At 71.5% G+C, this 22,748-nt stretch carries 17 protein-coding genes and 1 pseudogene; 14 read left to right on the forward strand and 4 right to left on the reverse strand.

What is annotated here, in order from left to right:
- Nucleotides 1–210: 210 nt before the first annotated feature.
- Nucleotides 211–1,554 carry a UDP-N-acetylglucosamine 1-carboxyvinyltransferase gene (murA, locus tag ACIBM5_RS46160; protein WP_391589006.1) on the reverse strand — a complete coding sequence of 448 codons (1,344 nt, stop codon included), beginning with the start codon at nucleotides 1,552–1,554 and terminating at the stop codon, nucleotides 211–213.
- Nucleotides 1,555–1,705: 151 nt separating this feature from the next.
- Between murA and ACIBM5_RS46165 the strand changes: the two genes are divergently transcribed.
- From ACIBM5_RS46165 to ACIBM5_RS46220, 12 genes are all read left to right on the forward strand, one after another.
- Nucleotides 1,706–2,080: a hypothetical protein gene (locus tag ACIBM5_RS46165; protein WP_396012703.1), complete on the forward strand. Its 375-nt coding sequence runs from the start codon at nucleotides 1,706–1,708 to the stop codon at nucleotides 2,078–2,080.
- 4 nt (nucleotides 2,081–2,084) lie between these two features.
- Complete coding sequence (locus tag ACIBM5_RS46170) at nucleotides 2,085–2,642, forward strand: YqgE/AlgH family protein (protein WP_391589004.1); 558 nt, start codon at nucleotides 2,085–2,087, stop codon at nucleotides 2,640–2,642.
- A gap of 119 nt (nucleotides 2,643–2,761) precedes the next feature.
- Nucleotides 2,762–3,079: a DUF3039 domain-containing protein gene (locus tag ACIBM5_RS46175; protein ID WP_355546342.1), complete on the forward strand. Its 318-nt coding sequence runs from the start codon at nucleotides 2,762–2,764 to the stop codon at nucleotides 3,077–3,079.
- Nucleotides 3,080–4,465: 1,386 nt separating this feature from the next.
- Nucleotides 4,466–5,299, forward strand: coding sequence for an FAD binding domain-containing protein (locus ACIBM5_RS46180; RefSeq protein ID WP_391589038.1), 834 nt, complete (start codon nucleotides 4,466–4,468; stop codon nucleotides 5,297–5,299).
- Complete coding sequence (locus tag ACIBM5_RS46185; RefSeq protein WP_391589003.1) at nucleotides 5,296–5,865, forward strand: (2Fe-2S)-binding protein; 570 nt, start codon at nucleotides 5,296–5,298, stop codon at nucleotides 5,863–5,865. The genes ACIBM5_RS46180 and ACIBM5_RS46185 overlap by 4 nt, the downstream gene beginning before the upstream one ends.
- A gap of 30 nt (nucleotides 5,866–5,895) precedes the next feature.
- Complete coding sequence (locus tag ACIBM5_RS46190; protein WP_396012704.1) at nucleotides 5,896–8,067, forward strand: xanthine dehydrogenase family protein molybdopterin-binding subunit; 2,172 nt, start codon at nucleotides 5,896–5,898, stop codon at nucleotides 8,065–8,067.
- Between the two features lie 116 nt (nucleotides 8,068–8,183).
- Nucleotides 8,184–9,590, forward strand: a complete 1,407-nt coding sequence (locus tag ACIBM5_RS46195) for an MFS transporter (protein WP_396012705.1) — start codon at nucleotides 8,184–8,186, stop codon at nucleotides 9,588–9,590.
- 204 nt (nucleotides 9,591–9,794) lie between these two features.
- On the forward strand, nucleotides 9,795–12,212 hold the full coding sequence (locus ACIBM5_RS46200; protein ID WP_396012706.1) for a hypothetical protein: 2,418 nt from the start codon (nucleotides 9,795–9,797) through the stop codon (nucleotides 12,210–12,212).
- Nucleotides 12,209–13,222: an aminoglycoside phosphotransferase family protein gene (locus tag ACIBM5_RS46205; RefSeq protein ID WP_396012707.1), complete on the forward strand. Its 1,014-nt coding sequence runs from the start codon at nucleotides 12,209–12,211 to the stop codon at nucleotides 13,220–13,222. The genes ACIBM5_RS46200 and ACIBM5_RS46205 overlap by 4 nt, the downstream gene beginning before the upstream one ends.
- 192 nt (nucleotides 13,223–13,414) lie before the next feature.
- A complete protein-coding gene (locus ACIBM5_RS46210) occupies nucleotides 13,415–15,196 on the forward strand; it encodes a DEAD/DEAH box helicase (protein ID WP_396012709.1) in 1,782 nt (593 codons plus the stop codon).
- Nucleotides 15,197–15,862: 666 nt separating this feature from the next.
- A complete protein-coding gene (locus ACIBM5_RS46215; RefSeq protein WP_391588997.1) occupies nucleotides 15,863–16,534 on the forward strand; it encodes an IclR family transcriptional regulator in 672 nt (223 codons plus the stop codon).
- Nucleotides 16,535–16,762: 228 nt separating this feature from the next.
- The gene (locus tag ACIBM5_RS46220; protein WP_396012710.1) at nucleotides 16,763–17,542 is read left to right on the forward strand and encodes a PDZ domain-containing protein; all 780 of its coding nucleotides are present in this window, start codon (nucleotides 16,763–16,765) and stop codon (nucleotides 17,540–17,542) included.
- A gap of 220 nt (nucleotides 17,543–17,762) precedes the next feature.
- Here the strand turns inward: ACIBM5_RS46220 and ACIBM5_RS46225 are convergent.
- From ACIBM5_RS46225 to ACIBM5_RS46235, 3 genes and pseudogenes are all read right to left on the reverse strand, one after another.
- Nucleotides 17,763–18,551, reverse strand: a pseudogene (locus ACIBM5_RS46225) (ABC transporter ATP-binding protein); the annotation flags it as partial.
- The gene (locus ACIBM5_RS46230) at nucleotides 18,505–18,810 is read right to left on the reverse strand and encodes a hypothetical protein (RefSeq protein WP_396012711.1); all 306 of its coding nucleotides are present in this window, start codon (nucleotides 18,808–18,810) and stop codon (nucleotides 18,505–18,507) included. The pseudogene ACIBM5_RS46225 and the gene ACIBM5_RS46230, both read right to left, overlap by 47 nt.
- A 111-nt stretch (nucleotides 18,811–18,921) precedes the next feature.
- Nucleotides 18,922–19,392, reverse strand: coding sequence for an Lrp/AsnC family transcriptional regulator (locus ACIBM5_RS46235; protein ID WP_391588995.1), 471 nt, complete (start codon nucleotides 19,390–19,392; stop codon nucleotides 18,922–18,924).
- A gap of 72 nt (nucleotides 19,393–19,464) precedes the next feature.
- On the opposite strand from ACIBM5_RS46235, the gene ACIBM5_RS46240 reads away from it, so the two are divergent.
- Nucleotides 19,465–20,832: an FAD-binding oxidoreductase gene (locus ACIBM5_RS46240; protein WP_396012712.1), complete on the forward strand. Its 1,368-nt coding sequence runs from the start codon at nucleotides 19,465–19,467 to the stop codon at nucleotides 20,830–20,832.
- Between the two features lie 614 nt (nucleotides 20,833–21,446).
- The gene (locus ACIBM5_RS46245) at nucleotides 21,447–22,325 is read left to right on the forward strand and encodes a helix-turn-helix transcriptional regulator (RefSeq protein WP_396012713.1); all 879 of its coding nucleotides are present in this window, start codon (nucleotides 21,447–21,449) and stop codon (nucleotides 22,323–22,325) included.
- The last annotated feature ends 423 nt before the right edge of the window (nucleotides 22,326–22,748 follow it).

Below are 22,748 nucleotides of genomic sequence, written 5' to 3' on the forward strand. Positions count from 1 at the left end.
GTTTCCGGTTTGGGGGGGACACAACCCCCCGGGCGGGGCCGGGGGACAGGTGCGCCCGCCCCCCCGGGTGCAAAACCGGGTGGGGGGGCGCCCCCGGGGGCCCCCCCCCCTTCCGGCGTTGTCGGGTCCACCGGGACCGTTTCCGGCCCTCCTCGGGCCCCTGTGGCCCCGGGAAGGGGCATCGGGGCCCGAGCGGCCGGGGGGAAATCGCTAGGCGACGCTCTCGGTGACCCGCATCGGCAGCTCCACGCGAGCGCCCAGCGCCTCCAGCTTGGCCTGGAAGTCCTCGTAGCCACGCTCGATCAGGTCGATGCCGGTGACCCGCGAGGTGCCCTCCGCGGCGAGTGCGGCGATCAGGTACGAGAAGCCCGCGCGCAGGTCCGGGATGTCCAGGTCGGTCGCGTGCAGCTTGGCCGGCCCGGAGATGACCGCGGAGTGCTGGAAGTTGCGCTGGCCGAAGCGGCACGGCGTGCCGCCCAGGCACTCGCTGTACAGCTGGATCGTGGCACCCATCTGGTTGAGCGCGGACGTGAAGCCGAGCCGCCGCTCGTAGACCGTCTCGTGCACGATGGACAGCCCGGTGGCCTGGGTCAGCGCGACCACCAGCGGCTGCTGCCAGTCGGTCTGGAAACCGGGGTGCACGTCGGTCTCCAGCGCGATCGCGTTCAGCGGGCCGCCCGGGTGCCAGAAGCGGATGCCCTCGTCGTCGATCGAGAACGCGCCGCCGACCTGACGGAAGACGTTCAGGAAGGTCATCATGTCCAGCTGGCGGGCGCCGCGGACGTAGATGTCACCGTGCGTGGCGAGCGCCGCGCAGGCCCAGGAGGCGGCCTCCAGGCGGTCCGGGAGCGCACGGTGGTCGTAGCCGCCGAGCTTGGACACGCCGGTGATCCGGATCACCCGGTCCGTGGTCACCGAGATGATCGCGCCCATCTTCTGGAGCACGCAGATGAGGTCTATGATCTCCGGCTCCACCGCCGCGTTGGACAGCTCGGTGGTGCCCTCCGCGCGCACCGCGGCGAGCAGTACCTGCTCGGTGGCGCCCACGCTCGGGAACGGCAGGCTGACCTTGGTGCCCTCGAGGCCGTTGGGCGCCTCGATGTAGAGCCCCTCGGGACGCTTGGTGATCACCGCGCCGAACTCGCGCAGCACGCTGAGGTGGAAGTCGATCGGTCGGTCGCCGATCATGCAGCCGCCCAGGTCCGGGATGAACGCGCGACCCAGTCGGTGCAGCAGCGGTCCACAGAGCAGGATCGGGATCCGGCTCGAACCCGCGTGCGCGTCGATGTCCGCGACGTTGGCCTGTTCGACCTGGGTCGGGTCCATCAGCAGCTCGCCGGGCTCCTCGCCGTCGCGGACCGCCACGCCGTGCAGTTGCAGCAGGCCCTTGACGATCCGCACGTCGCTGATCTCCGGGACGTTGCGCAGTCGGCTCGGCGCCTCGCCCAGGAGCGCGGCCACCATCGCCTTCGGCACCAGGTTCTTGGCGCCCTTGACGCGAACCTCGCCCTCAAGCGGGGAACCGCCGTGAACCAAGAGCACGTCGTCTTGCATGAATCCTCGCACTTCTGTGGGTACCGAAGCCGACAGGGGAGATGGGCCGACAGCGCTACACGGTAGTCGGATCCGCATTGCTCCCGTGCCGTCTCGTGGAGCCGAAGGGCCCGGAAAAAAGGGTCGTTCGGCCCGTGACCGAAGGGGTGGGATGGCCGGGAACAAGCTCGCGTACTGGGCATTCGCGGGAGCGGTGCTGGTGAATCTGTTCCTCCTGTTCAATCCGGGCAGTCCGGGAGACCCGACGCCGTTTGTTCCGCATCGTGACAAGATCGTGCATTTTCTCTCCTTCGCAGCCATTGCCTGGACCGGTCGGCGTGTCGGAATCGGTCCGCTCGTGCTGGGCGCGGCACTTGCGGCACACGCCGTGGAGAGTGAACTGATCCAGCACTTCCTGCTGCCGCACCGCAGCGGGGACCCCTGGGACGTGGCCGCGGATCTGCTCGGTACCACCGGCGCGCTCGTGTTCGCCGGCCGACTTCCTCGCGGGGTGGCGCACCGCGACGCGGCGGTTGCGGGATCATGACCCCATGACCGAGGTAACGCTCACCGGACGCCTGCTCGTGGCCACGCCCGCGCTGGCCGATCCCAACTTCGACCGGTGTGTGGTCTTCCTACTGGAGCACGACGAGGACGGCACCCTCGGCGTGGTGATCAACCGGCCCAGTCCGGTGGACGTCAACGACGTGCTCGTGCCGTGGTCGAAGATCGTCAGCGAGCCGCCCGTGGTCTTCCAGGGCGGCCCGGTCGCGATGGACTCGGCGCTGGCCATCGCGTCGGTGCCGGGCGGCGCCGAGCCGCTGGGCTGGCGTCGCGTGCACGGCGGCCTGGGGCTGGTCGACCTGGACGTACCGCCGGAACTGGTCGCCGCCGACTTCGGCTCGATGCGGGTCTTCGCCGGCTATGCGGGTTGGGGGCCCGGGCAGTTGGAGACCGAGCTCAAGTCCGGCGCGTGGTACGTGGTCGACTCCGAGCCCGGCGACGCGTTCACGCCCACGCCGGACCGGCTCTGGCGGGCGGTACTGCGGCGGCAGGTGGGCGAGTTGGCCATGGTCGCCACGTACCCGGAGGATCCGACGCTGAACTGACGTCGGGCCGGGGTGGATCGGGGCTGCGATCGGGGTGTGCGCGGGCCGGGGCGGGTCGGGACGCGCGCATGATCCAACGCGCCGTTGGGTGCCGCCGGCGTCTGGCTATCCTGGTGGGTATGACCACTCCCCAGAGCTTCCCGGAGCCGGAGCACGGGACGGGCACCGGCACGCTGATCGAGGAGACGCCGAAGCTCTCCCACGGCGACGGTGACCACGAGCGCTTCGCGCACTACGTCCAGCGCGACAAGATCATGGAAAGCGCGATGTCCGGGAGCCCGGTCATCGCTCTTTGCGGCAAGGTCTGGGTGCCGGGTCGCGACCCGAAGAAGTACCCGGTGTGCCCGATGTGCAAGGAGATCTACGAGACGATGCCGGCCGGCGGGGCCGGTGGCGACAAGGACAAGAGCGGTGGCAAGAGCGGCGGCAAACAGTAGCCGCCGAGGTACACGCAGGTCGCTGAGGCGTCGGCCGGAACGGCCGACGCCTCTTGCGTGGGTGGGGGTGTGGGCGGGTCGAGTTTTCGGCGGGCCGCACGGCGACCGGGTCGCGCCGCCGACCGACCGGCTCGACGGCGGCTCGACGGCCCGCCGCCCGACGCTTGCTCGCCCGCCGACCGGTTTCGCCCGTCGGCCGTTTGCCGATCGCCGGCTCGCCTGCCGGCTCGCTCGCCCTGCCTGTCGGCCCGTCCGCCTGCCCGCCGGGTCGCCGGTCCCGCCGCGCCGGCCTGTTCGCTCGCCCACCGGCTTGCTCGCCTGCCGGCCGCCGCCGGACTGTCCGCTTGTGCGCCGGCTCGCTCACCGGCTTGCTTGCCTGCCCGGCTGCGGCTCGGTCCGCCTCGGTGTGGGCGCGCCTGCCCGCTTGTTGCCTGCTCGTTCGGCGGCTCGCCCTCCGGCCCGCCTGTTTGCCGGCCCGTCCGCCCGCCGGTTCACTCACCCGCCGGGCACCGGCTACCGCCGGACTGTCCGCTCGTGCGCCGGCTCGCTCACCGGCTTGGTTGCCTGCCCGGCTGTGGCTCGGTCCGCCTCGGTGTGGGCGCGCCTGCCCGCTTGTTGCCTGCTCGTTCGGCGGCTCGCCCTCTGGCCCGCCTGTTTGCCGGCCCGTCCGCCCGCCGGGCACCGGCTACCGCCGGACTGTCCGCTTGTGCGCCAGCTCGCTCACCGGCTTGGTCGCCTGCCCGGCTGCGGCTCGGTCCGCCTCGGTGTGGGCGCGCCCGCCCGCTTGCTCGCCCGCTCGTCCGGCGGCTCGCCCCCGGGCCCATCTGCCGGCACGCCGGTCCGTTCGCTCGTCAGCCCCCGACCCGCCCGCGCTCGCCTGCCCGCTCGCCCGCCTGGCTGCCCGTGGGGCCCGTCCGCTTGCCGGCAAGTCCGTCTGTCCGCAAGCCTGTCCGCCCTCCGGGCCGCTCTCGCCCTCCGGCCCGCCTGCCGGCCCGGACGCCGCCGGTCCGTTCGCTCGTCGGTCCGCGCCCGCCTGCCTTCGCCTGTGCCGCCCGCTCACCGGCTCGGCCGCCTGCCGTCTGGTTGCTCGCTTGTCCGGAAGCCCGCGCTCGCCCTGCTGCCCGCCGGCCCGCCGGCCCGCCTGCCCCCCGGCCCGCTCGCTCGTCCGCTCCGCTCGCCGGCCTCTTCGTTGGCCGGCCTATGTGCCGCTCGTTTCGGTGTTTTGTTTGGGTGGAGGGTTGGCTTTGCGGCTTCGGGGTGGGTCTGTGGGGGACTGGTCGGGTGCGGGGGTGGTGTGGTTTCGGGTTGGTTCAAATCTCGGTGGGGACGGCCCGTTGGAGGGTGCGTGGCAATAGGGTGGGCGGCGCTGTGGACGCGACGATCTTGATGCCGCTGTCGCTCGACGAGGCCGTGGATGCCCTCGCGCGCGATCCCCGGGCTCTGCCGGTGGCCGGGGGGACCGACCTCATGCCCCGCGTCAACGCCGGAACGGTGCGACCGCCGGCCCTGGTGGGCCTGGCGAAGGTCGCCGACCTGCGGCGGTGGGGTTACGAGGGCGACTTCGTCATGCTCGGCGCCGGGCTCACCTGGGCTCGGCTCGCGGATGCCGACCTGGCCTCGCTCGTCCCCGCGTTGGCCGCCGCCGCCAACGAGGTGGGCACCGCGCAGGTGCGCGCGATGGGCACCCTCGGCGGCAACATCCTCGCGAGCGGCCGAGCCGCCGACTCGCTGCCCGTACTCGCGGCCCTGGAGGCCACCGTGTCGTGCCGTTCGCCGGGCGGAGTGCGCGAGGTCGCCCCGCACCTGCTCGCGCCCAAGTCGGGTGCGATCGCCGAACAGCTTTTGCGCCCGGGGGAGTTGATCACCGGAGTACGGGTGCCGCTGCTGCGCGGCGTGCAGGAGTTCGTCAAGGCGCCGGTGGGCGGCGGGCGACACCTGACCCTGGCGCTGGTGGCCGGTCCCGTGGTCGGCGACGTGCGCTGCGCGGTCGGCGGGGCGCATCCCGGTCCGGTACGCGCGTTCGAGGCCGAACAGTGGCTGGCGGGACGGATGGACCCGCACACGGGCCGGCTCGCGGACCCGCGCGACGCGGCCGACTTCGGCCGGTTGGTCGCGGACGAGGTCCGGCCCGACGCGGAACAGCGGGCCGCCCGGGCACACCTGCGGCACGTGGTCGCGGTGTGCGCGCGGCGCGCGGTGCAACGGGCGTTCGGCGGATGAGCGGCCCCGGGTTCGACTTCGACGCGGTCCCCACGACGTCGTACATCCTGCGCGTCAACGGCGAGGCGCGGCTGATCGAGAACGCCTGGATCGGCGAGAACCTGCTGTACGTCCTGCGCGAGCGGCTCGGCCTGCCCGGCGCCAAGGACGGCTGTGGACAGGGCGTGTGCGGGACCTGCACCGTGCACTTGGACGGGGTCGCGGTGTCCGCGTGTCTGGTCGCGGCGGCCACCCTCGGCGACCGCGAGGTGCGCACCATCGAGGACCTGGACAAGGACCCGGAGACCGCCGAGGTGCAGCGTGCGCTGGTGGAGTCCGGCGCGGTCCAGTGCGGATACTGCGTGCCCGGAGTGGTCGCGTCCGCGTGCGCGCTGCTGGCCCGCGGGTCGGAGCCGGGCGAGGTGGAGATCCGGCGCGCGCTGGACGGGCACCCCTGCCGGTGCGCCGGGCCGCATCCGATGGTGGACGCCGTGCGCACCGCGGCACGCCGACGCGCACCGAGCGAGACCCACTCGACGATGATGTTCAACGTGATCGCGCCGCCGGCGGCCGGCGGCACCGAGTGATCGGCGAGACCAAGTGATCGGCACGAACCGGTGATCGGCGAGTCCGCACCGCGCCCCGACGGGGACGCCAAGGCACGGGGACGGTTCTCCTATACCGGCGACCTGTGGGCGCCGGGCCTGCTGTGGTGCGTACTGGTGCGCTCGCCGCACCGACACGCGCGGATCCTGGGCGTGGACGCGGCCCCGGCCTACGCGGTGCCGGGCGTACGCGGCGTGGTCACCGCGGCGGATCTGCCGCCGGGCGCATGCCACGGCGTGATCGTGGCGGACCGGCCGGTGCTCGCGGACGGCGTGGTGCGCTTCGCCGGGGAGGCGGTTGCCGCCGTCGCCGCGGAGACCCTGCACGCGGCGCGGGCCGGCGCCGCGGCGGTGCTGGTGTCGTACCAGCCGTTGGAGGCCGCCTCGGACCCCGAACACGCCTTCGCCGGACCGCCGTTGCATCCGGACGGCAATGTGCTGCGGCACATCGCGCTGCGCCACGGCCGGCCGGTCAAGCTGCGTCGGGACGGCACGGCGGTGGACGAGGTGGTGGTCGAGGGGCTGTACGAGGTGCCCGCGCAGTACCAGGCCAACCCGGCCACCGACGCCGCGCTCGCGCTGCCTTCGCCGGACGGCGGCGTCGAACTGCACGTGGCCTCGCCGTACCCGCACGCGGACCGGGACCAGGTCGCGGAGTGTCTGGGGCTGCCCGCCGGGATGGTCCGACTGATGCCCACCGGCGTGGGCGGCTCCTCGGGCACGCGCGAGGACGTCGGGCTGACCACCGTGGTCGGGCTGCTGGCGCTGCGTACCGGACGGCCGGTCAAGGCGGTGCTGGAGCGGGACGAGTCGTTGCGGCTGGGCGGGCATCGGCACGCGGCGCGGATGAAGTACACCCACCGGGCGGACCGGGACGGCCGGCTGCTCGGCGTGGAGGCGCAGATCATCCTGGACGGCGGCGCGTACGCGGGCGTCTCGGCGGAGGTGATCGGGCGGCTGATCGGCTGTGCGGCGGGGCCGTACATGGTGCCGTACGCGGTGGTCGACGCGTGGGCGGTGCGGACCAACAATCCGCCGGCGGGGGCGATGCGCGGGCCCGGCGCGGTGCAGGTGTGCTTCGCACACGAGGCGCAGATGGACAAGCTCGCGGACGCGCTCGGGATGGACCCGGTGGAGTTGCGGCTGCGCAACGCGCTCAGCTCCGGAACGATGTTGACGACGGGTCAGGTGCTGGACGGGCCGGTGCCGGTGGGCGCCGCGCTGCGGGCGGTGGCGGAGGCCGCGCCGCCGGCCGCGCCGCCCGCGCCGGGGACGTTGCGTGGCACGGGGTACGCGGTCGGGCTGATGCCGTTGCTGGGGATCGAGGGGGCGGACGAGTCCTCGACGGCGACCGTGCGGCTCGACGGCGGCGTGGTGACGGTGACGTGCGCGGCGGTCGAGGTCGGGCAGGGCTTCGTGACGCTGGCGCGGCAGATAGTGGACGAGGTGCTGGGGGTGCCGGACGCGATCGTGCTCCAGGCCGGCATCGCGCTGCCTACGGCGGGGGCGCCGGGGGTGGGGCGGCACACCTGGCTGACGGCGGGCGCGGTGGAGCAGGCGGCACGGGAGATCCGCGAGCGGCTGTTGGCTCCGGTGGCGGCGCGCTACGGGATGACGGCGCGGTTGTTGGACGTGCGGGACGGGCGGATCAAGTCCTACGACGGGCTGATCGACCTGTCGGTGGACGCGATGTACGAGGACACCGCGACGGTGACCACGGCGGGCGCGTGCCGGGCGCCGAGCACCGAGCCGCTGGACGACGCCGGGCAGGGCAACGCCTATCCGGCGGTGGCCTTCTCGGCCTGTCGCGTCGTGGTCGACCTGGACCCGGAACTGGGCACGATCCGGGTGGTGGACGTGACCGGCGCCTACGACGCGGGGCGGGTGCTGGATCCCGCGCAGGCCCGGGTGCGGGTGGAGAGTTCGGTGGCGATGGGGCTCGGGCTCGCGCTGACGGAGGACATCGAGTTCGCGTGGTCGCCGCCGGGGACGTGGGACGTGCCGCCGGTGCGGGTGGCCGCGTGGATCGAGGAGCCGCAACCGGGCGCACCGTTCGGCGCGAAGGGCCTGGGTGACGCGGCCATCGTGCCGGTGCCGGCGGCGGTCGCGGCGGCGGTGCGGGATGCGACGGGGTTGGAACTGCCGCGGTTGCCGCTGCGGCCTCGGGACGTGGTGGTGGATTAGGGGCGTGGGGACGGGGACGGGGCGGGTCGCGGGGGCTCGTGCGGGTCGGCGTGGTTGACAGGCTGCGCCGATCGCATTGATAAGTAGGTTGAAATGGCAGGGTCTAGGCTGTCTCGGTGACAGCCGTAGGGGAGTCGAAGTCCGCGCGACGGAGCGCCGAGAAGTCCGACCGGGAACCCGGCGTACTGACCCGGCCCTATCTTCGACTCACGCTCGGGATCGTGTCGGTCGTCCTGCTGATCGCCTTCGAGGCGATGGCCGTGGGTACCGCGATGCCGGTGGCGGTCGAGGAACTCGACGGCGTGCCGCTGTACGCCCTGGCCTTCTCCGCGTTCTTCACCACGAGCCTGCTCGCCATGGTGGTCTCCGGCGAATGGTGTGACGCGCGTGGACCCCGGCTGCCACTGTTCGGCGGGATCGGGGCGTTCGCGGCCGGACTCGTGCTGGCCGGCACCGCGCAGTCGATGTGGCCGTTCATCGTGGGCCGGGCCGTGCAGGGCCTCGGCGGCGGGCTCGTGATCGTGTCGCTGTACGTGGTGGTCGGCAAGGCGTATCCGTCCGCGCTGCGCCCGCGGGTGTTCTCGGCGTTCTCCGCGGCGTGGGTGCTGCCCTCGATCGTCGGGCCGCCGGTGTCCGGGCTGGTCACCGATCACCTGGGGTGGCGCTGGGTGTTCCTGGCCATCCCGGTGCTCGTGGTGTTGCCGATCGCGATGATGCTGCCGCAACTCCGGCGGATGGCGGGCGAGTCGGATCCGGACGCGCGGATGAACCGGCGCCGGATCGGCGCGGCGATCGGCGCATCGGTGGGCGCGGGCATGTTGCAGTACGGCGGGCAACACCTGAACGTGGTGGGCATAGTGCTACTGCTCGCCGGCCTGGCGCTGATGGCGGTGACGGTGCCTCGGCTGCTGCCGGTGGGCACGCTGCGCGCGGTGCGCGGGCTGCCGGCGGTGATCCTGTCCCGGGGCGTGCTCGCGGGGGCGTTCTTCGCGGTCGAGTCCTTCGTACCACTGATGCTGATCAGCGAGCACGGCCTGTCGCCGACCGAGGCGGGGCTGACGCTGACCGTGGGCGCGCTGTCCTGGGCGTTGGGGTCCTGGTACCAGGGCCGCTCGCCGCACGAGCGTCGGCCGCGCCTGATCCAGGTGGGCTTCCTCTTCGTGGCGGTCGCGATCGGCGGGGCGCTGCTCGCGCTGGTCCCCGGGGTCTCCCCGTACGCGGTCACCGTCGGCTGGTTCTTCGGCGGCGCCGGCATGGGCATGGCCGTCTCGTCGGTGAGCGTGCTCACCCTCGACCTGTCCACGCCGGAGGAGTCCGGCACCAACTCCTCCTCCCTCCAGGTCGCCGACTCGCTCGGCACGATCGTCATGGTCGGCCTGGCCGGCGCCATCTTCGCCGCCCTGCACGAGGGCACCGGCAAGGACGCCGGCGTCTTCACCCTGATCTTCGCGATCATGCTGGGCGTGTCCCTCCTCGGCGCCCTCCTGGCCCCGAGAATCCGCCGCCCCGACCCGCAGCCGTGACCCCACCCGGCCGCCCGCCGCCACCTCCGCGCACTGCCCGCCGGCCGAAGCAATTCCACTACACCCACGCAATCCCCCGACTACCCTGAGTCCCGACCGCCTGCTCCGACGCGGGCTTCGGGGATCGGGGACCTCATGCCTTTACAGCCGCGATTTCGTCGATCCGCAGGTTCCCAGCGCCGGTTCGTCGACCGGGAAGAGGCCATGGCGGCCTTCGAGGACGCCTGGGCGGGCGGTGGGGACGGCCTGCGGGTCGTGAATGTGACGGGCGTCGGCGGGATCGGGAAATCGCGATTCCTGCGTGAATGCCAACTGCGGCTGGAGTCCGAGGCCCGTACCGTGCTGCTGGACCTCCAGATTCCGGCCCTGCGCGAACAGGACGCCGCACTCGCGGTATTGCGTTCACGCCTCGGTGCCCAGGGCGCCCAGTTTCCGCGCTACGACATTGCCTACCTTGCGCTGTGGCAGCGTCTGCACCCCCACCTGCAGATTTCGCTCGCCGATGTGGCCGCCCGGCAGCAGAGTGCAGTGTTGACCGATCTCGCGGATGCGGCGGGTGGGCTGCCGGTCTTTCGGACCGTCGGCGGACTCCTTCAGCTTGCCGGTCGTTCGTCCGCGAGGTTCAAACGGTGGCGATGGCTCAAGAACGACGAGACCCTGCATCGGCTCGACGAACTCGACCCTGCCGAACTCGCCGATGCCGCCACGTTCCTGTTCGCCGAGGATCTGCGCCGGGCCAGTGTGGAGCAGCGATACCTCGTCTGTATCGACGCGTACGAGGCATTGGTGGGCGGCAGCACCCGGGCGGGCCGTACCGCCGGGCTGGACGCGTGGCTGCGGGATCTCGTGTCGCAGTTGGACCGAGGCCTGGTACTGATCGCGAGCCGAGAGCCACTGGGTTGGGAGACGTACGACAGCCAATGGACCGCGCACTTGATCCAGGTGCCCCTGGACGGTCTGCCGATGACCGCGCGGGTCGAACTGCTCGAAGCGCACGGGGTGTCCGATGTCCGCGCTCGCACCGCCCTGGCCCGGGCCAGCTCCGGCGTGCCCTTCTACCTCAATCTGGCCCTCGACGCGGATTCCGGTGCGGATCAGGGCGACAGCGCGCTGACCCCCGCTGTCTCGGGGGAGGAGATCCTCGAACGTTTTCTCCAGCATGTGGATCCGCAAGAGGTCCGACTGCTCGAAGTCCTCGCCGTGGCTCGCACGATCGACTACGACATCTTTCGCACCGTCGCGGCCGCGTTCGGGTTGTCGGCGGATCGGCGGACCTGGGAGACGTTGACCGCCTATTCCTTCGTCCAGCCGGCGGGCGCCGAGCGATTCCAACTGCACCAACTGATGGCGACCGAACTGAGGGCGCGTCAGACGGCGGAAATGCGGCAGGCCGTGCACCGCGTGCTGCGGACCCTGTGGCGGGAACGAGCGGATCGGGTGGTGGGCCTCGCGAGCACTCGCCGGACGATCGGCGCACAACTGCGCGAGGTCGCCTTTCACAGCATGTACGCCGGGGAGTTCGCCCCGCGCGATCTGCTCGCCCTCACCGCGGAGATCGCCGCGAGCGGCGGCATCCGTTCCCTGGGCGGTGTCGTCGAGGACGTGCGGCGCTTCTGCGCTGCGGACGACCACCCCCGTGCCGAGCTGGAGATGGCCGCCCGCTGTGTGGAGGCCGAGACCGCGGTCCTGGTCGGGGACGTCGAGCACGCCGAGGCATTGACCCGTGGCCTGGCGGGTGTCGATGGCGACAGTTCGGCTCAGGTACGTCTGGCGCTCGCCGGCGCGGACGCGTTGCGCGTGCTCGGTCGGACCTCGGAGGCGCTCGGCCGGTACTCGTCGTTGTGGCAGTCGGCCACGGTCCCGGAGGGCCGAAGTGCGGCGCTGTGGGCAGCGGACCTCTACATGGCGGGCGGACGCTTTCGCGACGCGGAGAACCTGGTCAACGGCCTCACCGGCACGCTTCGTCGGGACGAACACATGCTGCGCGGGGATACCGCGCGGCTGATCCACCTGGGTCGGCGGTTCGCCTTCGATTTTCCGGCCGCCCGCAGCAGTCTGGACCAGGCGCAACTGCACTATCTGGAGGCCGGATCCGCGGTCCGACTCGCGAATCTGGTGGTCAATCGGGCCGAGTTCCTGGCCTGGACGGAACCCGAGCATGCCGGTGACGTGGCGGACGAGGCGATCGCCCTACAGCGGGACATCGGTGCCCTCCACGAGCTCGGCAAGGCGTACACGGCCAAGGCGCTGGCCCTGCTCCGGTGTGGGCGCATCGCCGAGGCGGAGGCCTCCTTGGAGACCGCTCTGGAAGTGTTGGGGCGCGCTCGCTACCGCTCCGGAACGGCCCGAGCCCAACTGGTGCGGTCGCTCATCCTGCTCCGCCGCGGTGAAACCGAGAACGCCAGGGGCACCGCCGAGTGGGCGATTCGTGAGTTCGAGGGAGCGGAGGTATACCCGACGCTCGTCCTTGCGGCACTGCACATGCTGCGCAGCACCGGGTCGGCACAACCGGCGCACACAGCATCCCTTGCCCGAGCCCGTGCGGCGATCCGCCCGGTCGACTCCCTCGGGGCGCTCGAGGCGAGAGTCGACGCGTGGGTCGCGACCATTCTGGGGGAATGAGCATGAAACCGGATCCGCTGACGCTCTATCGCACGGCACGCGAGTCCGGAATCAGTGCGTCCGGGTTCTACAACGACAACGTGCGCTCCGAGACCGACGACGGGCCGGTGATCGTCCGGATTCCGATCCACGGTGCGGATGGCATGGATCTGCGCATGTGGCCCGAGCACGAGGTGATCCGGGCGGTGGCGCCGTCCGTCTCGGTGATCCCCGCCGTGTTGCACGTATCGCACGATCCGGCCTTCCAGATCCACCGCTTCATTCCGGGCGACGTGTTGGACACGATCGCGCCGCGCGGCGAATCGGTGCCCGCGCACGTGGCAGGGGATGTGGTGCGCTTCTTCCGGGACATGTCGCGGGTGCCGCTCGACGCACTCCCCGCCCTGCCCGCGGATTGGCCGAAGGACGGGGACACCGCCGGGTTCGGGACGCTGCTCTCTGCCGTGACCGCCGACGTTTGGCGGCGTTTCCGGGAGCCGTACGCGTTGCTCTACGCGGCATTGGGGGTCCCGGCGGATCCGCTCGGCCGAGTGGAGGCGGACTGGGCCACGATGACGAGGCGGCCGTTTCGTGCGCTGCACTGTGACATCCACCGCAAGAACCTCATCGTGGCTTCCGGCCGGACCTACTTCCTCGACTGGGAACTCGCCCTGTGGGGAGACCCGCTGTACGACCTGGCCGTGCACCTGCACAAGATGGACTACTTCCCGGACGAAGCCGAGGCGGTCTGCGACGGGTGGTTGGCGGCGATGCCCGCCGACATGCGGTCGGAGGCGCTTGCGGACCTGCCGGCGTACATCCGGCACGAACGGGTCAAGTCCGCTCTCGTCGACACGGTTCGGTACTCCAAGTTGATCCCGGTGGCGATCGATGCCGGGGTCGAGGAGCGCCTGGTGGGGTCGTTGACGACGAAGATCAATCGGGCTCGGGCGGTTTGGGGCGTGGGGGGTTCGTTGGCGGGTGCGGAGGTTCGGCGGATCGTGGGCGCATACGGGTCGACCGCCGAGTGACGACGGATCGCGGCGGCCGAAGGTGATCGTGCGCCGCTCCGCGTGGTGTGGTGTTCGAGGCGCTGCGGGGGGTTTGTCGGGACGCGCCCGGGACGGGTGGGTGGGTTGTGGGGGCGGGGAGGTTGGGGGTTGCTCGGGTAGCCTGAGCGCTTGCCCTCGATCGCCCTCTCGGCTTGGAGCAGACCCGTCGCAGTGAGTACCGCAGCCGCGTCCCATCTGTCCCCGGCCTTCCCGAATCGTGCCCCCTGGGGTACCGCGAACAAGCTGCGTGCGTGGCAGCAGGGGGCCCTCGACACCTATCTCGCACGGCAACCGCGCGACTTCCTCGCGGTGGCCACGCCGGGTGCCGGCAAGACCACGTTCGCGCTGCGGATCGCGTCGGAGTTGTTGGACGCGCATGTGATCCACCAGATCACCATCGTCGCGCCGACGGAGCATCTGAAGAAGCAGTGGGCCGAGGCCGCCGCGCGCATAGGTCTGCGGATCGACCCGAATTATTCGAGTTCTTCGGGCCCGGTGTCCCGCGAGTACCACGGCATCGCGGTCACCTATGCGGGTGTCGGCGTGCACCCGATGCTGCACCGGCGTCGGGTGGAGAACCGCAAGACGCTGGTGATCCTGGACGAGATTCACCACGCGGGCGACAGCAAGTCGTGGGGCGAGGCGTGCATGGAGGCATTCGAACCGGCGACCCGCCGGCTCGCGCTGACCGGCACCCCGTTCCGCTCGGACATCAACCCGATCCCGTTCGTCGCGTACGAGGAGGGCAAGGACGGTATCCGCCGCTCGTCCGCCGACTACACCTACGGCTACGGTCACGCCCTGTCGGACGGCGTGGTGCGTCCGGTGATCTTCCTGTCCTACTCCGGGGACCTGCGCTGGCGGACCAAGGCCGGCGACGAGATCGCCGCCTCGCTCGGCGAGCCGATGACCAAGGACGCGATCAGTCAGGCCTGGCGTACCGCGCTGGATCCGCAGGGTGCGTGGATGCCGCAGGTGTTGCGCGCCGCGGACAAGCGGCTGGGTGAGGTACGCAAGGCCATTCCGGACGCCGGCGGCCTGGTGATCGCCACCGACCACGAGTCGGCCCGGGCGTACGCGCGGATGATCCGCGAGATCACCGGGCAGGGCGCCACCCTGGTGTTGTCCGACGACACCGGCGCGTCGAAGAAGATCGAGGACTTCTCCGCGTCCGAGGACCGCTGGATGGTCGCGGTGCGGATGGTGTCCGAGGGCGTGGACGTGCCGCGGCTGTCGGTGGGGGTGTTCGCCACCACGATCTCCACGCCGCTGTTCTTCGCGCAGGCCGTGGGCCGCTTCGTCCGGGCCCGGCGCCGGGGCGAGACGGCGTCGGTGTTCCTGCCCTCCGTGCCGACGCTGCTCCAGCACGCGAACGAGATGGAGATCGAGCGCGATCACGTGCTGGACCGCCCGAAGAAGGAGGGCGGGATGTACGACGAGGAGGACGCCCTCCTCGCGCAGGCCAACGCGCAGAAGGACGAGCCGGGACAGCAGGAGGAGTTCGCGTTCGAGGCGCTGGAGAGCGAGGCGCGGTTCGACCGGGTGCTGTTCGACGGTGCGGAGTTCGGCCTCCAGGCGCACGTGGGCAGCGAGGAGGAAGAGGAGTACCTCGGCCTGCCCGGTCTGCTCGAACCCGACCAGGTGCAGATGCTGCTGCAGTCGCGCCAGGCCAAGCAGGTGGCCAAGAGCCGGCGCAAGCCCGACCACCAGGCCGACCTGTCGGAGAAACCGGCCGATCAACGCCCTGTGGTGACGCACCGTCAGATGACCGCGATGCGCAAGGAGCTCAACTCGATGGTGGCCGCGTGGCACCACCGGACCGGGCAGACGCACGGGCAGATCCACAACGAGCTGCGTCGGGTCTGCGGCGGGCCGGCGGTGGCCCAGGCGTCGGCCGGGCAGTTGGAGGCGCGGATCGGGAAGATCCGCGAGTGGGCCACCTCGGGCCGTTGAGGCCGGGAGTGTGGTGGTCGCCGGCGCGAAAGCGGGTCCCGGCGGTGTGGCGGCGCGAAGGCGGTTGGCGGCGCGAAGGCGGGTCGCGGCGGCGTCGCGGCGCGACGGCCGGGCCGAGTGCCGGAGCGGGCCGAGTGGCTGTGCGGTTCGGTCCGAGCCGGGCCGGTTCGGTCCGGTCTGAGCCGGGCCGGTTCGGGCCGGTTCGGTCCGGTCGAGGGTGGGGAGCGAAGCCTCGTTGCGCGTGTCGATCGGAGGCGGGGTGCCGGTTCCGATCGGGGCGGCGGTCTCATGGGTTGGGACGGTCTGTCCGGCTGGTGAGTACGGGACTGTCTCGCCTCGCGCTCCGGGACGCGTGTCGAGGATCGCATTCGGTGATTTGTGAAGTTTGTGGTATGCGTCCTGATTCGGCGGATATTTTTCCTGTCCGTATCCCGGATATCCAGTGCCAAAACTGCCCCCTCTGGTTAGCGTGATCTCCCGACGCGCCGCGAAGGAGAAACCGTCCTTCTCGAGCGTGGGAATCCGTTCGGCCTGCCCGCCGAGTGGTGACGAGTAGGTGTCCTGGCCCCATGATCTGGCGCCGCACAGCCTCGCGAATGTGGTGTTTCGTTCGGGGATCGAACGCCGCTGGACGTAATGCAACGTCACGCGAAGGGAGGGGGGCCGGTGGTCGCCGAAACGTCACAGACCCTGGATCGAGGTCTCAAGGTCCTCGAACTGCTCGCCGATGCCTCGGACGGCCTGTCGGTGCACGACATCGCCGCCGCACTCGGTGTCAACCGCACCGTCGTCTACCGAATTCTCGCCACGCTGGAACAGCACGGTCTCGTCCGGCGTGACGAAAGCGGACGTACCAAACTCGGCCTGGGCGCGCTGCAACTGGCCCGTCGGGCACACCCGCTGGTCCGCGACGCGGCGGTGCCCTGTCTGCGCCGACTCGCCGAGGAGACCGGCGCCACCGCGCACCTGACCATCGTGGACGGCATGGAGGCCCTGGTGGTCGCGGTGGCCGAGCCCACCTGGACCGACTACCACGTGGCCTACCGGGTCGGTTCGCGACACGCGCTGGACGCGGGGGCCGCAGGTCTGGCCATCCTTGCCGCGCGCCGGGTGGTGGCGGGCCTGGACGGGCCCAGGTCCTACGTGTACGCCCCCGGCGACGGTCGGCACACGGTGCCCGGGATCGCGGCCTCGGTGCCGGATCTCGCGGCGGTCGAGTCGAGTGTGGGGATCGTCTCGCTCGGCAACCTGGACACCGAGCGGCTGGGCCGCCGGGTGGCCCAGGCGGCGGCCGAACTGTCGGACGAGCTGGGTGGGGTGCGGGTCTCCGCCGCGTAGGGTCGGACGCTGCGGCAAAGGGCGGGGCGCCGCCGCGAGGCGCCGGGCGCTGCCGCGGGATGCGGGGGGCTGCTTCGAGGCGCCGGGCGTTGTCGTGAGGCGTGAGGCGCGAGGCCCTGCCGCGAGGTGCCGGGTGTCCTCGCGAGGTGGCGGATTTCGGGCGTGGACGGCCGGGTGCGGGGTCGGTGAGGCGAGTCCGGTACGGCGGGCGAGGCGGCGCCGTGTTTAATGCCAGGCGTGGCCCGTACCAAGCTCACCCTCCCGGTGTCCCTGCTCCTCGTCGCGATCCTGTTCGGCTTCGCGTTCCTGGTGCCGATGCCGTATGTCCTGATCACGCCGGGATCGGTGGCCGACACGCTCGGCGAGGACGGGGGGCGGCCGGTGGTCGAGATTTCCGGCCCGGTCGCGGTGTACCCGACGACCGGGCACCTGCTGCTGACCACGATCCATGCGAGCGGGCGCAACGACAAGCGTCGGCTGGGGTCGCTGCTCGGTGCATGGCTGGACTCGGAGGAGTCGGTCGTGCCGAGGAAGTCCGTCTACCCGGACGGCAAGTCGGTCGAGCAGGTCGTCGAGACCAACGTCAAGGACATGGTCAAGTCGCAGGACAGCGCGACCGTCGCGGCGCTCAGGTACCTCGGCAAGTCGCCCGATCAGGTCAAGGTCACGCTGCATCTGAACGATGTCGGCGGACCGAGTGCGGGGTTGTTCTTCGCGCTCGGGATCGTGGACAAGCTGACCGAGGGTCAGCTCACCGGCGGGCGAACGATTGCCGGCACGGGGGCGATCGATGCGGACGGCAAGGTCGGCGAGATCGGCGGGCTGCCGATGAAGCTGCTGGCTGCGAAGCGGGCCGGTGCGACGGTCTTCGTTCTGCCCAAGGGGGAGTGTGGGGAGGCCGGGCGGGTGGGGTCCGGTGGGCTTCGGTTGGTTCCCGTCGAGACGCTCTCGGGGGCGGTCGACGCGCTCAATACGTTGAATGCCGGGGGCAAGGTGGCTTCGTGTTGATGTCGGGTGGGCTCGGGCGCTTCGCGGGCTGATTTGGCCTCACACGGGTTGGTCTGGGCCGATGTGGCCTCATGCGCCGGCCCGGGCTGCTTGGCCTCAAACGCCGGCCGGGCCGAGTGGCTTCATGCGCCGGCCCGGGCTATGTGGCCTCAAGCGCCGACCCGGCTGAACAGCCTCAAACGCCGCCCAGGCCGGATTTGCCGGGTTCACCTCGACGTCGCGCGCCCGCTCCGGCGAAGCCGGCCACGAACTCGTCGGCGGGGTTGGTCAGGATCGCCTCGGGCGTGTCGTACTGGGCGATGTGCGACTGTTCGCGCAGCACCGCGATCCTGTCGCCGAGCTTGACCGCCTCGTCGAAGTCGTGCGTGACGAACACGATCGTCTTGTGCAACTCGTGCTGGATCCGGATCAGTTCGTCCTGGAGGTGGCCGCGCGTGATCGGGTCCAGCGCGCCGAACGGCTCGTCCATCAACAACACCGGTGGATCGCCCGCGAGTGCCCGGGCGATGCCGACCCGCTGCTGCCGGCCGCCGGAGAGTTGATGCGGAAAGCGGTTGCGGAACTCGGTGCTGTCCAGGCCCACGGTCTCCAGGAGTTCGTCCACCCGGCCGGACACCCTGGTCCGACTCCAGCCGAGCATCCTCGGTACCAGGGCGATGTTCTGACCGACCGTCATGTGCGGGAACAGGCCGGCGTTCCGGATCGTGCAACCGATCGTGCGGCGCAGCTTGACCGGGTTCAGGCGGGTCACGTCCCGACCGTCGATCGAGATCCGTCCCGAGGTCGGCTCGATCAGCCGGTTGATCATCTTCATCGTGGTGGTCTTGCCGCTGCCGGACGGCCCGACGAACACCACCAGTCGGCCGGCCGGGATCTCCAGGGTGACCCGGTCCACGGCGGCGACCTTCCGGCCGGGGAAGTGCTTGGTGAGCTCTTCGAGTCGAATCGTCGCACCGGTGACGTCAGCCACGGATCCCCCGGGAAACGGTCGGCCGGCCGAGGAGCGCATGGCCGGCGTCGAACAGAAGGGCGAGCAGGACCACGCCCGAAGTGCCCGCCCAGGCGGCGTTGATCGCGTTCTCGCCGTCCACCCTCGCCGTGGTGCCGATCGCGATCCGGGGCGCGAGTGCGCTGCGGTAGGTGGCGACGGCGACCACGACGCCGATCAGCGTCGCGATCACCACGCTCTGGAGCACGGCGCTCGCATGCGTCCAGGTCTCGATCCAGAGCTGCTCACGGCGGCTGGAGACGTAGTCCCGGAAGCTCAAGGCGGCCCTTCCGCAATCCGGTAGTGACCGCAGACGGTTACCGCCGTCGCCCGGCCGGGAAACTCGTGATGGGCCGGGCGTGCCGAATCGTCACTCGTTCCGGTGGCGTCCTCACCCCTCGGTCACCGCGCATTCGACCAGCGGCAGCACCCGGTAGGGCACCGGATTCTCCAGTGCGATCGTGGTGGACGCGCGGACCACGCCGTCCAGTTCGATGATCCGCTCGATCACCCGCTGCAGGTCCGCGTTCGAGCGCGCGACGATCCGACACAGCAGGTCGCCCCGACCGGTGATCGCGTGCACCTCGAGCACCTGCGCCACGCACTCCAGCTGCTTGCGCAGGTCGCGTCCCTGCCCCTGGCGGATCTCCAGGGTCGCGAAGGCGGTCACCGAGAAGCCGAGCGTGGCGGGATCCACGTCCGGCCCGAAACCCCTGATCACTCCGGCCTCGCGCAGCCGATCCAGGCGCGCCTGTACCGTGCCGCGCGCCACCGCCAGCCGGCGCGAACACTCCACGACACCGATCCGCGGTGTTTCCACCAGCAGCCGGATCAGCGCGGCATCCAACCGGTCGATCTGCAAGGTGCCCTCCCTCGGGGGACTGGTTTTCCGGTGCCTACCCTGGGGCCATTCACGGCCACACCGGGAGGCAGTATGACCACCGACCTGATCGCGGCACTGCGGGAGGAGCTGCCCGCGCACGCCCTGGTGACGGACGTGGACATCGCCGCATCGTACGCGCGCGACATGGCCGGCCTGTGTGCGGCCGGTGACCCTGCGGTGGTGGTTCTGCCCGAGACCACCGAGCAGGTGCAACACGTCATGCGGGTGGCCACCCGACTGCGGGTACCGGTGGTCCCGCAGGGCGCGCGCACCGGCCTGTCCGGCGGTGCCAACGCGGTCGACGGCTGCATTGTGCTCTCACTCGTACGGATGAACCGGATCCTGCACATCGACCCCGTCGACCGGACGGCCGTGGTCGAGCCGGGGGTGATCAACGCCGATCTGTCCAGGGCGACCGCCGAGTACGGCCTGGTCTACCCGCCGGACCCGTCCAGCTGGGAGACCTGCACGATCGGCGGCAACATCGGCACCGGTGCGGGCGGGTTGTGCTGCGTCAAGTACGGGGTGACCGCCGAGTACGTGCTCGGGCTGGACGTGGTGCTCGCCGACGGGGAACTGCTGCGCACCGGGCGGCGGACCGCCAAGGGCGTCGCGGGCTACGACCTGACCCGGCTGTTCGTCGGCGCCGAGGGCACCCTGGGCGTGGTCACCCGGGCCACCCTCGCGCTGCGCCCCACGCCGCCGCCCGCGCTGGTGACGGTGGCCCAGTTCGTGAGCACCACCGCGGCGGCGGGCGCGGTGTCGGCGATCATGGCGGCCGGACACACGCCCTCGCTGATGGAACTGATGGACGGCACCACGCTGCGTGCGGTGAACGCGATGGCGAACATGGGCCTGCCGGAGCACAGCGCCGCGCTGCTCCTGGTCGCGGTGGACACCCCGGAGCCCGCCGCCGAGTTGGCCGCGATCGAGGCGATCTGTACCCACGCGGGCGCGTTCGAGGCGTTCACCGCCGAGGACGCCGAGGACTCGGCGCTGTTCATGCAGGCGCGTCGACTCGCGCTGCCCGCGCTGGAACGGCTGGGCACCAGCATGATCGACGACGTCGCGGTGCCGCGCTCGCGGCTCGGCGACATGCTCGACGGGGTGGCCGCGATCGCGAAGCGGCACGACACGGTGATCGGGGTGTGTGCGCACGCGGGGGACGGGAACACCCACCCGATCGTGATCTTCGACGCGACCGACCCGGCGGCGGTCGAGCGGGCCGGGGCCGCGTTCGACGCGATCATGCGGCTGGGGCTGGACCTCGGCGGCACGATCACCGGGGAGCACGGCGTGGGCATGCTCAAGCGGGACTGGCTCGCCGAGGAGCTGGGGCCGGTCGGCGTGCGGGTGCATCGGGGCGTCAAGGCCGCGTTCGACCCGCTGGGCATCCTCAACCCGGGGAAGGTGATCTGAGGGTGGGGCGCGGGCGGGCCGTGGTTCCGGGGTGGGGCGGTCGCGGGCTCCGGGGGTGACGCGCGGGGCCGGGGGTGTTGCCGTGTGTGAGCGGGGCGGAGCGGACTCCGTCGGAAGTCCCGTCGTGTACTCCCGGGGTGGCATGCATCGGGGGTACCTCGGGGTTCGGGTCGTCCTCCGGTAGTAGGGCCGATCGGCACTCCCGGGCGACGCCGTACAGGGGGTGCGACACCTAGGTTTGTGGATGTCGCCCCTGCTGGGGCGCACGGTGTCGCCTTCTCGGGCGGGACGGGTTCGTTCGGAGGTGGCGGTCGTGGAGAAGCGGGACAGTCGAGAGGTACGGGTCGCGGCAATCGCGCTGCGCCGCCGTCGACAGGCACGCGCGCAGGCCACCGCCCGACTCGTCACCGCGATCCGCCGCGCCGCCTGATTTCTTTCGGTCGCCTGCGCGGTGGCGCGGGTGTGGCGGGCGCGTGTGTACGGGTTGCCCGGCGTGATTGGTTGCGCCGGTGGGGTGGCCGGCCGGATCGTCCGGGATATGCCCAACCGGGGACTGGATATCCAGGGACGGATGGTCCCTGGATACCGGACTCGGGACGTCGGATCCTGAGGGCATGAACGATCGACAGGAACTGGCCGGCTTTCTCCGGGGCTGCCGGGAACGGCTGTGCCCGGCGGACGTGGGGCTGCCCGATGGGGCTCGGCGGCGTACCGCGGGGCTGCGCCGTGAGGAGGTCGCCCGGCTGGCCGGGATGTCGGTCGACTACTACGCGCGGCTGGAACAGAACCGGGGGCCGCACCCGTCGCGGCACCTTCTCGCCGCACTGGCGCGTGCGTTGCGGTTGGAGGAGGACGGTCGTGATCGGCTCTTCCACCTGGCCGGATACGTTGCGCCGGAGTGGTCCTCCGGTGCGGACCAGCACGTGTCACCGGCGATATTGCTGATCCTGGATCGTCTGCACGATGTGCCGGCTCAGGTGATGTCGGACTCGGGCGACGTGCTCGCGCAGAACGCGATGGCGGCGGCGCTGCTCGGGCCGAACGTCGGGCGCAACGTCGTGGTGCGGTGGTTTACCGAGCCGGCCTCGCGGTTGCGCTATCGCGCGGCGGACGCGGACGGGATGTCCCGGGCGTACGTGGCCGATCTGCGGGCCGCGCTCGTGGGGCGGCCGGACGATCCTCGGCCTGCGGCGTTGGTGACGCGGTTGCGGGCGGGGTCGGCGGAGTTCGCTGCGCTCTGGGGCGAGGTGGGTGGGGGACGCGATGTGGGTGGACAACGCGATGTGGGTGGGCGGGGTGCTGTGGGTGGGTCGCGCGAGGTGGGGCTGACGGTTCGGCATGCGGAGATCGGGGAGATCACCGTGCGGCGTCAGGTGCTTGTTGCCGGGGAGGCGGGGTTGCGGGTGGTCGTCTACACGGCTCCTGCCGGGAGTTCGGCGGCGGGGCGGTTGGCGCTGTTGCGGGTTGTTGGAGTGCAAACGATGTCGGCCTAGTGGTTGGGGGTTGGCGGCGGCGGGGTTGGCCTCATGCGCACGTTGGGCGGGGCTGGTTCGCCTCAAGCGCCGGCGGGGCTGCTTGGCCTCATGCGCCGGCCGGGCTGGGTTCGCCTCAAGCGCCGGCGGGGCTGGGTGGCCTCAAACGCCGGCCGGGCTGAGTGGCCTCATGCGCCGGCCGGGCTGGGTTCGCCTCAAGTGCCGGCGGGGCTGGGTGGCCTCAAACGCCGGCCGGGCTGAGTGGCCTCATGCGCCGGCCGGGCTGGGTTCGCCTCAAGCGCCGGCGGGGCTGGGTGGCCTCAAACGCCGGCCGGGCTGTTTGGCCTCAAGCGCCGGCCGGGCTGAGTGGCCTCATGCGCCGGCCGGGCTGGGTTGGGCGGAGGCGCCGCGCGGGCGGGGGGGGCCCAAACACCCCCCCCGGGG

It is taken from the genome of Embleya sp. NPDC050493 (assembly GCF_044458105.1).
Lineage (GTDB): Bacteria > Actinomycetota > Actinomycetes > Streptomycetales > Streptomycetaceae > Embleya.

Bases quoted from the DNA above. Each gene is read 5' to 3' on its own strand.
- murA (WP_391589006.1), bottom strand. From the start codon at position 1,554: ATGCAAGACGACGTGCTCTTGGTTCACGGCGGTTCCCCGCTTGAGGGC.
- ACIBM5_RS46165 (WP_396012703.1), top strand. From the start codon at position 1,706: ATGGCCGGGAACAAGCTCGCGTACTGGGCATTCGCGGGAGCGGTGCTG.
- ACIBM5_RS46170 (WP_391589004.1), top strand. From the start codon at position 2,085: ATGACCGAGGTAACGCTCACCGGACGCCTGCTCGTGGCCACGCCCGCG.
- ACIBM5_RS46175 (WP_355546342.1), top strand. From the start codon at position 2,762: ATGACCACTCCCCAGAGCTTCCCGGAGCCGGAGCACGGGACGGGCACC.
- ACIBM5_RS46180 (WP_391589038.1), top strand. From the start codon at position 4,466: ATGCCGCTGTCGCTCGACGAGGCCGTGGATGCCCTCGCGCGCGATCCC.
- ACIBM5_RS46185 (WP_391589003.1), top strand. From the start codon at position 5,296: ATGAGCGGCCCCGGGTTCGACTTCGACGCGGTCCCCACGACGTCGTAC.
- ACIBM5_RS46200 (WP_396012706.1), top strand. From the start codon at position 9,795: ATGGCGGCCTTCGAGGACGCCTGGGCGGGCGGTGGGGACGGCCTGCGG.
- ACIBM5_RS46205 (WP_396012707.1), top strand. From the start codon at position 12,209: ATGAGCATGAAACCGGATCCGCTGACGCTCTATCGCACGGCACGCGAG.
- ACIBM5_RS46220 (WP_396012710.1), top strand. From the start codon at position 16,763: ATGCCAGGCGTGGCCCGTACCAAGCTCACCCTCCCGGTGTCCCTGCTC.
- ACIBM5_RS46240 (WP_396012712.1), top strand. From the start codon at position 19,465: ATGACCACCGACCTGATCGCGGCACTGCGGGAGGAGCTGCCCGCGCAC.
- ACIBM5_RS46245 (WP_396012713.1), top strand. From the start codon at position 21,447: ATGAACGATCGACAGGAACTGGCCGGCTTTCTCCGGGGCTGCCGGGAA.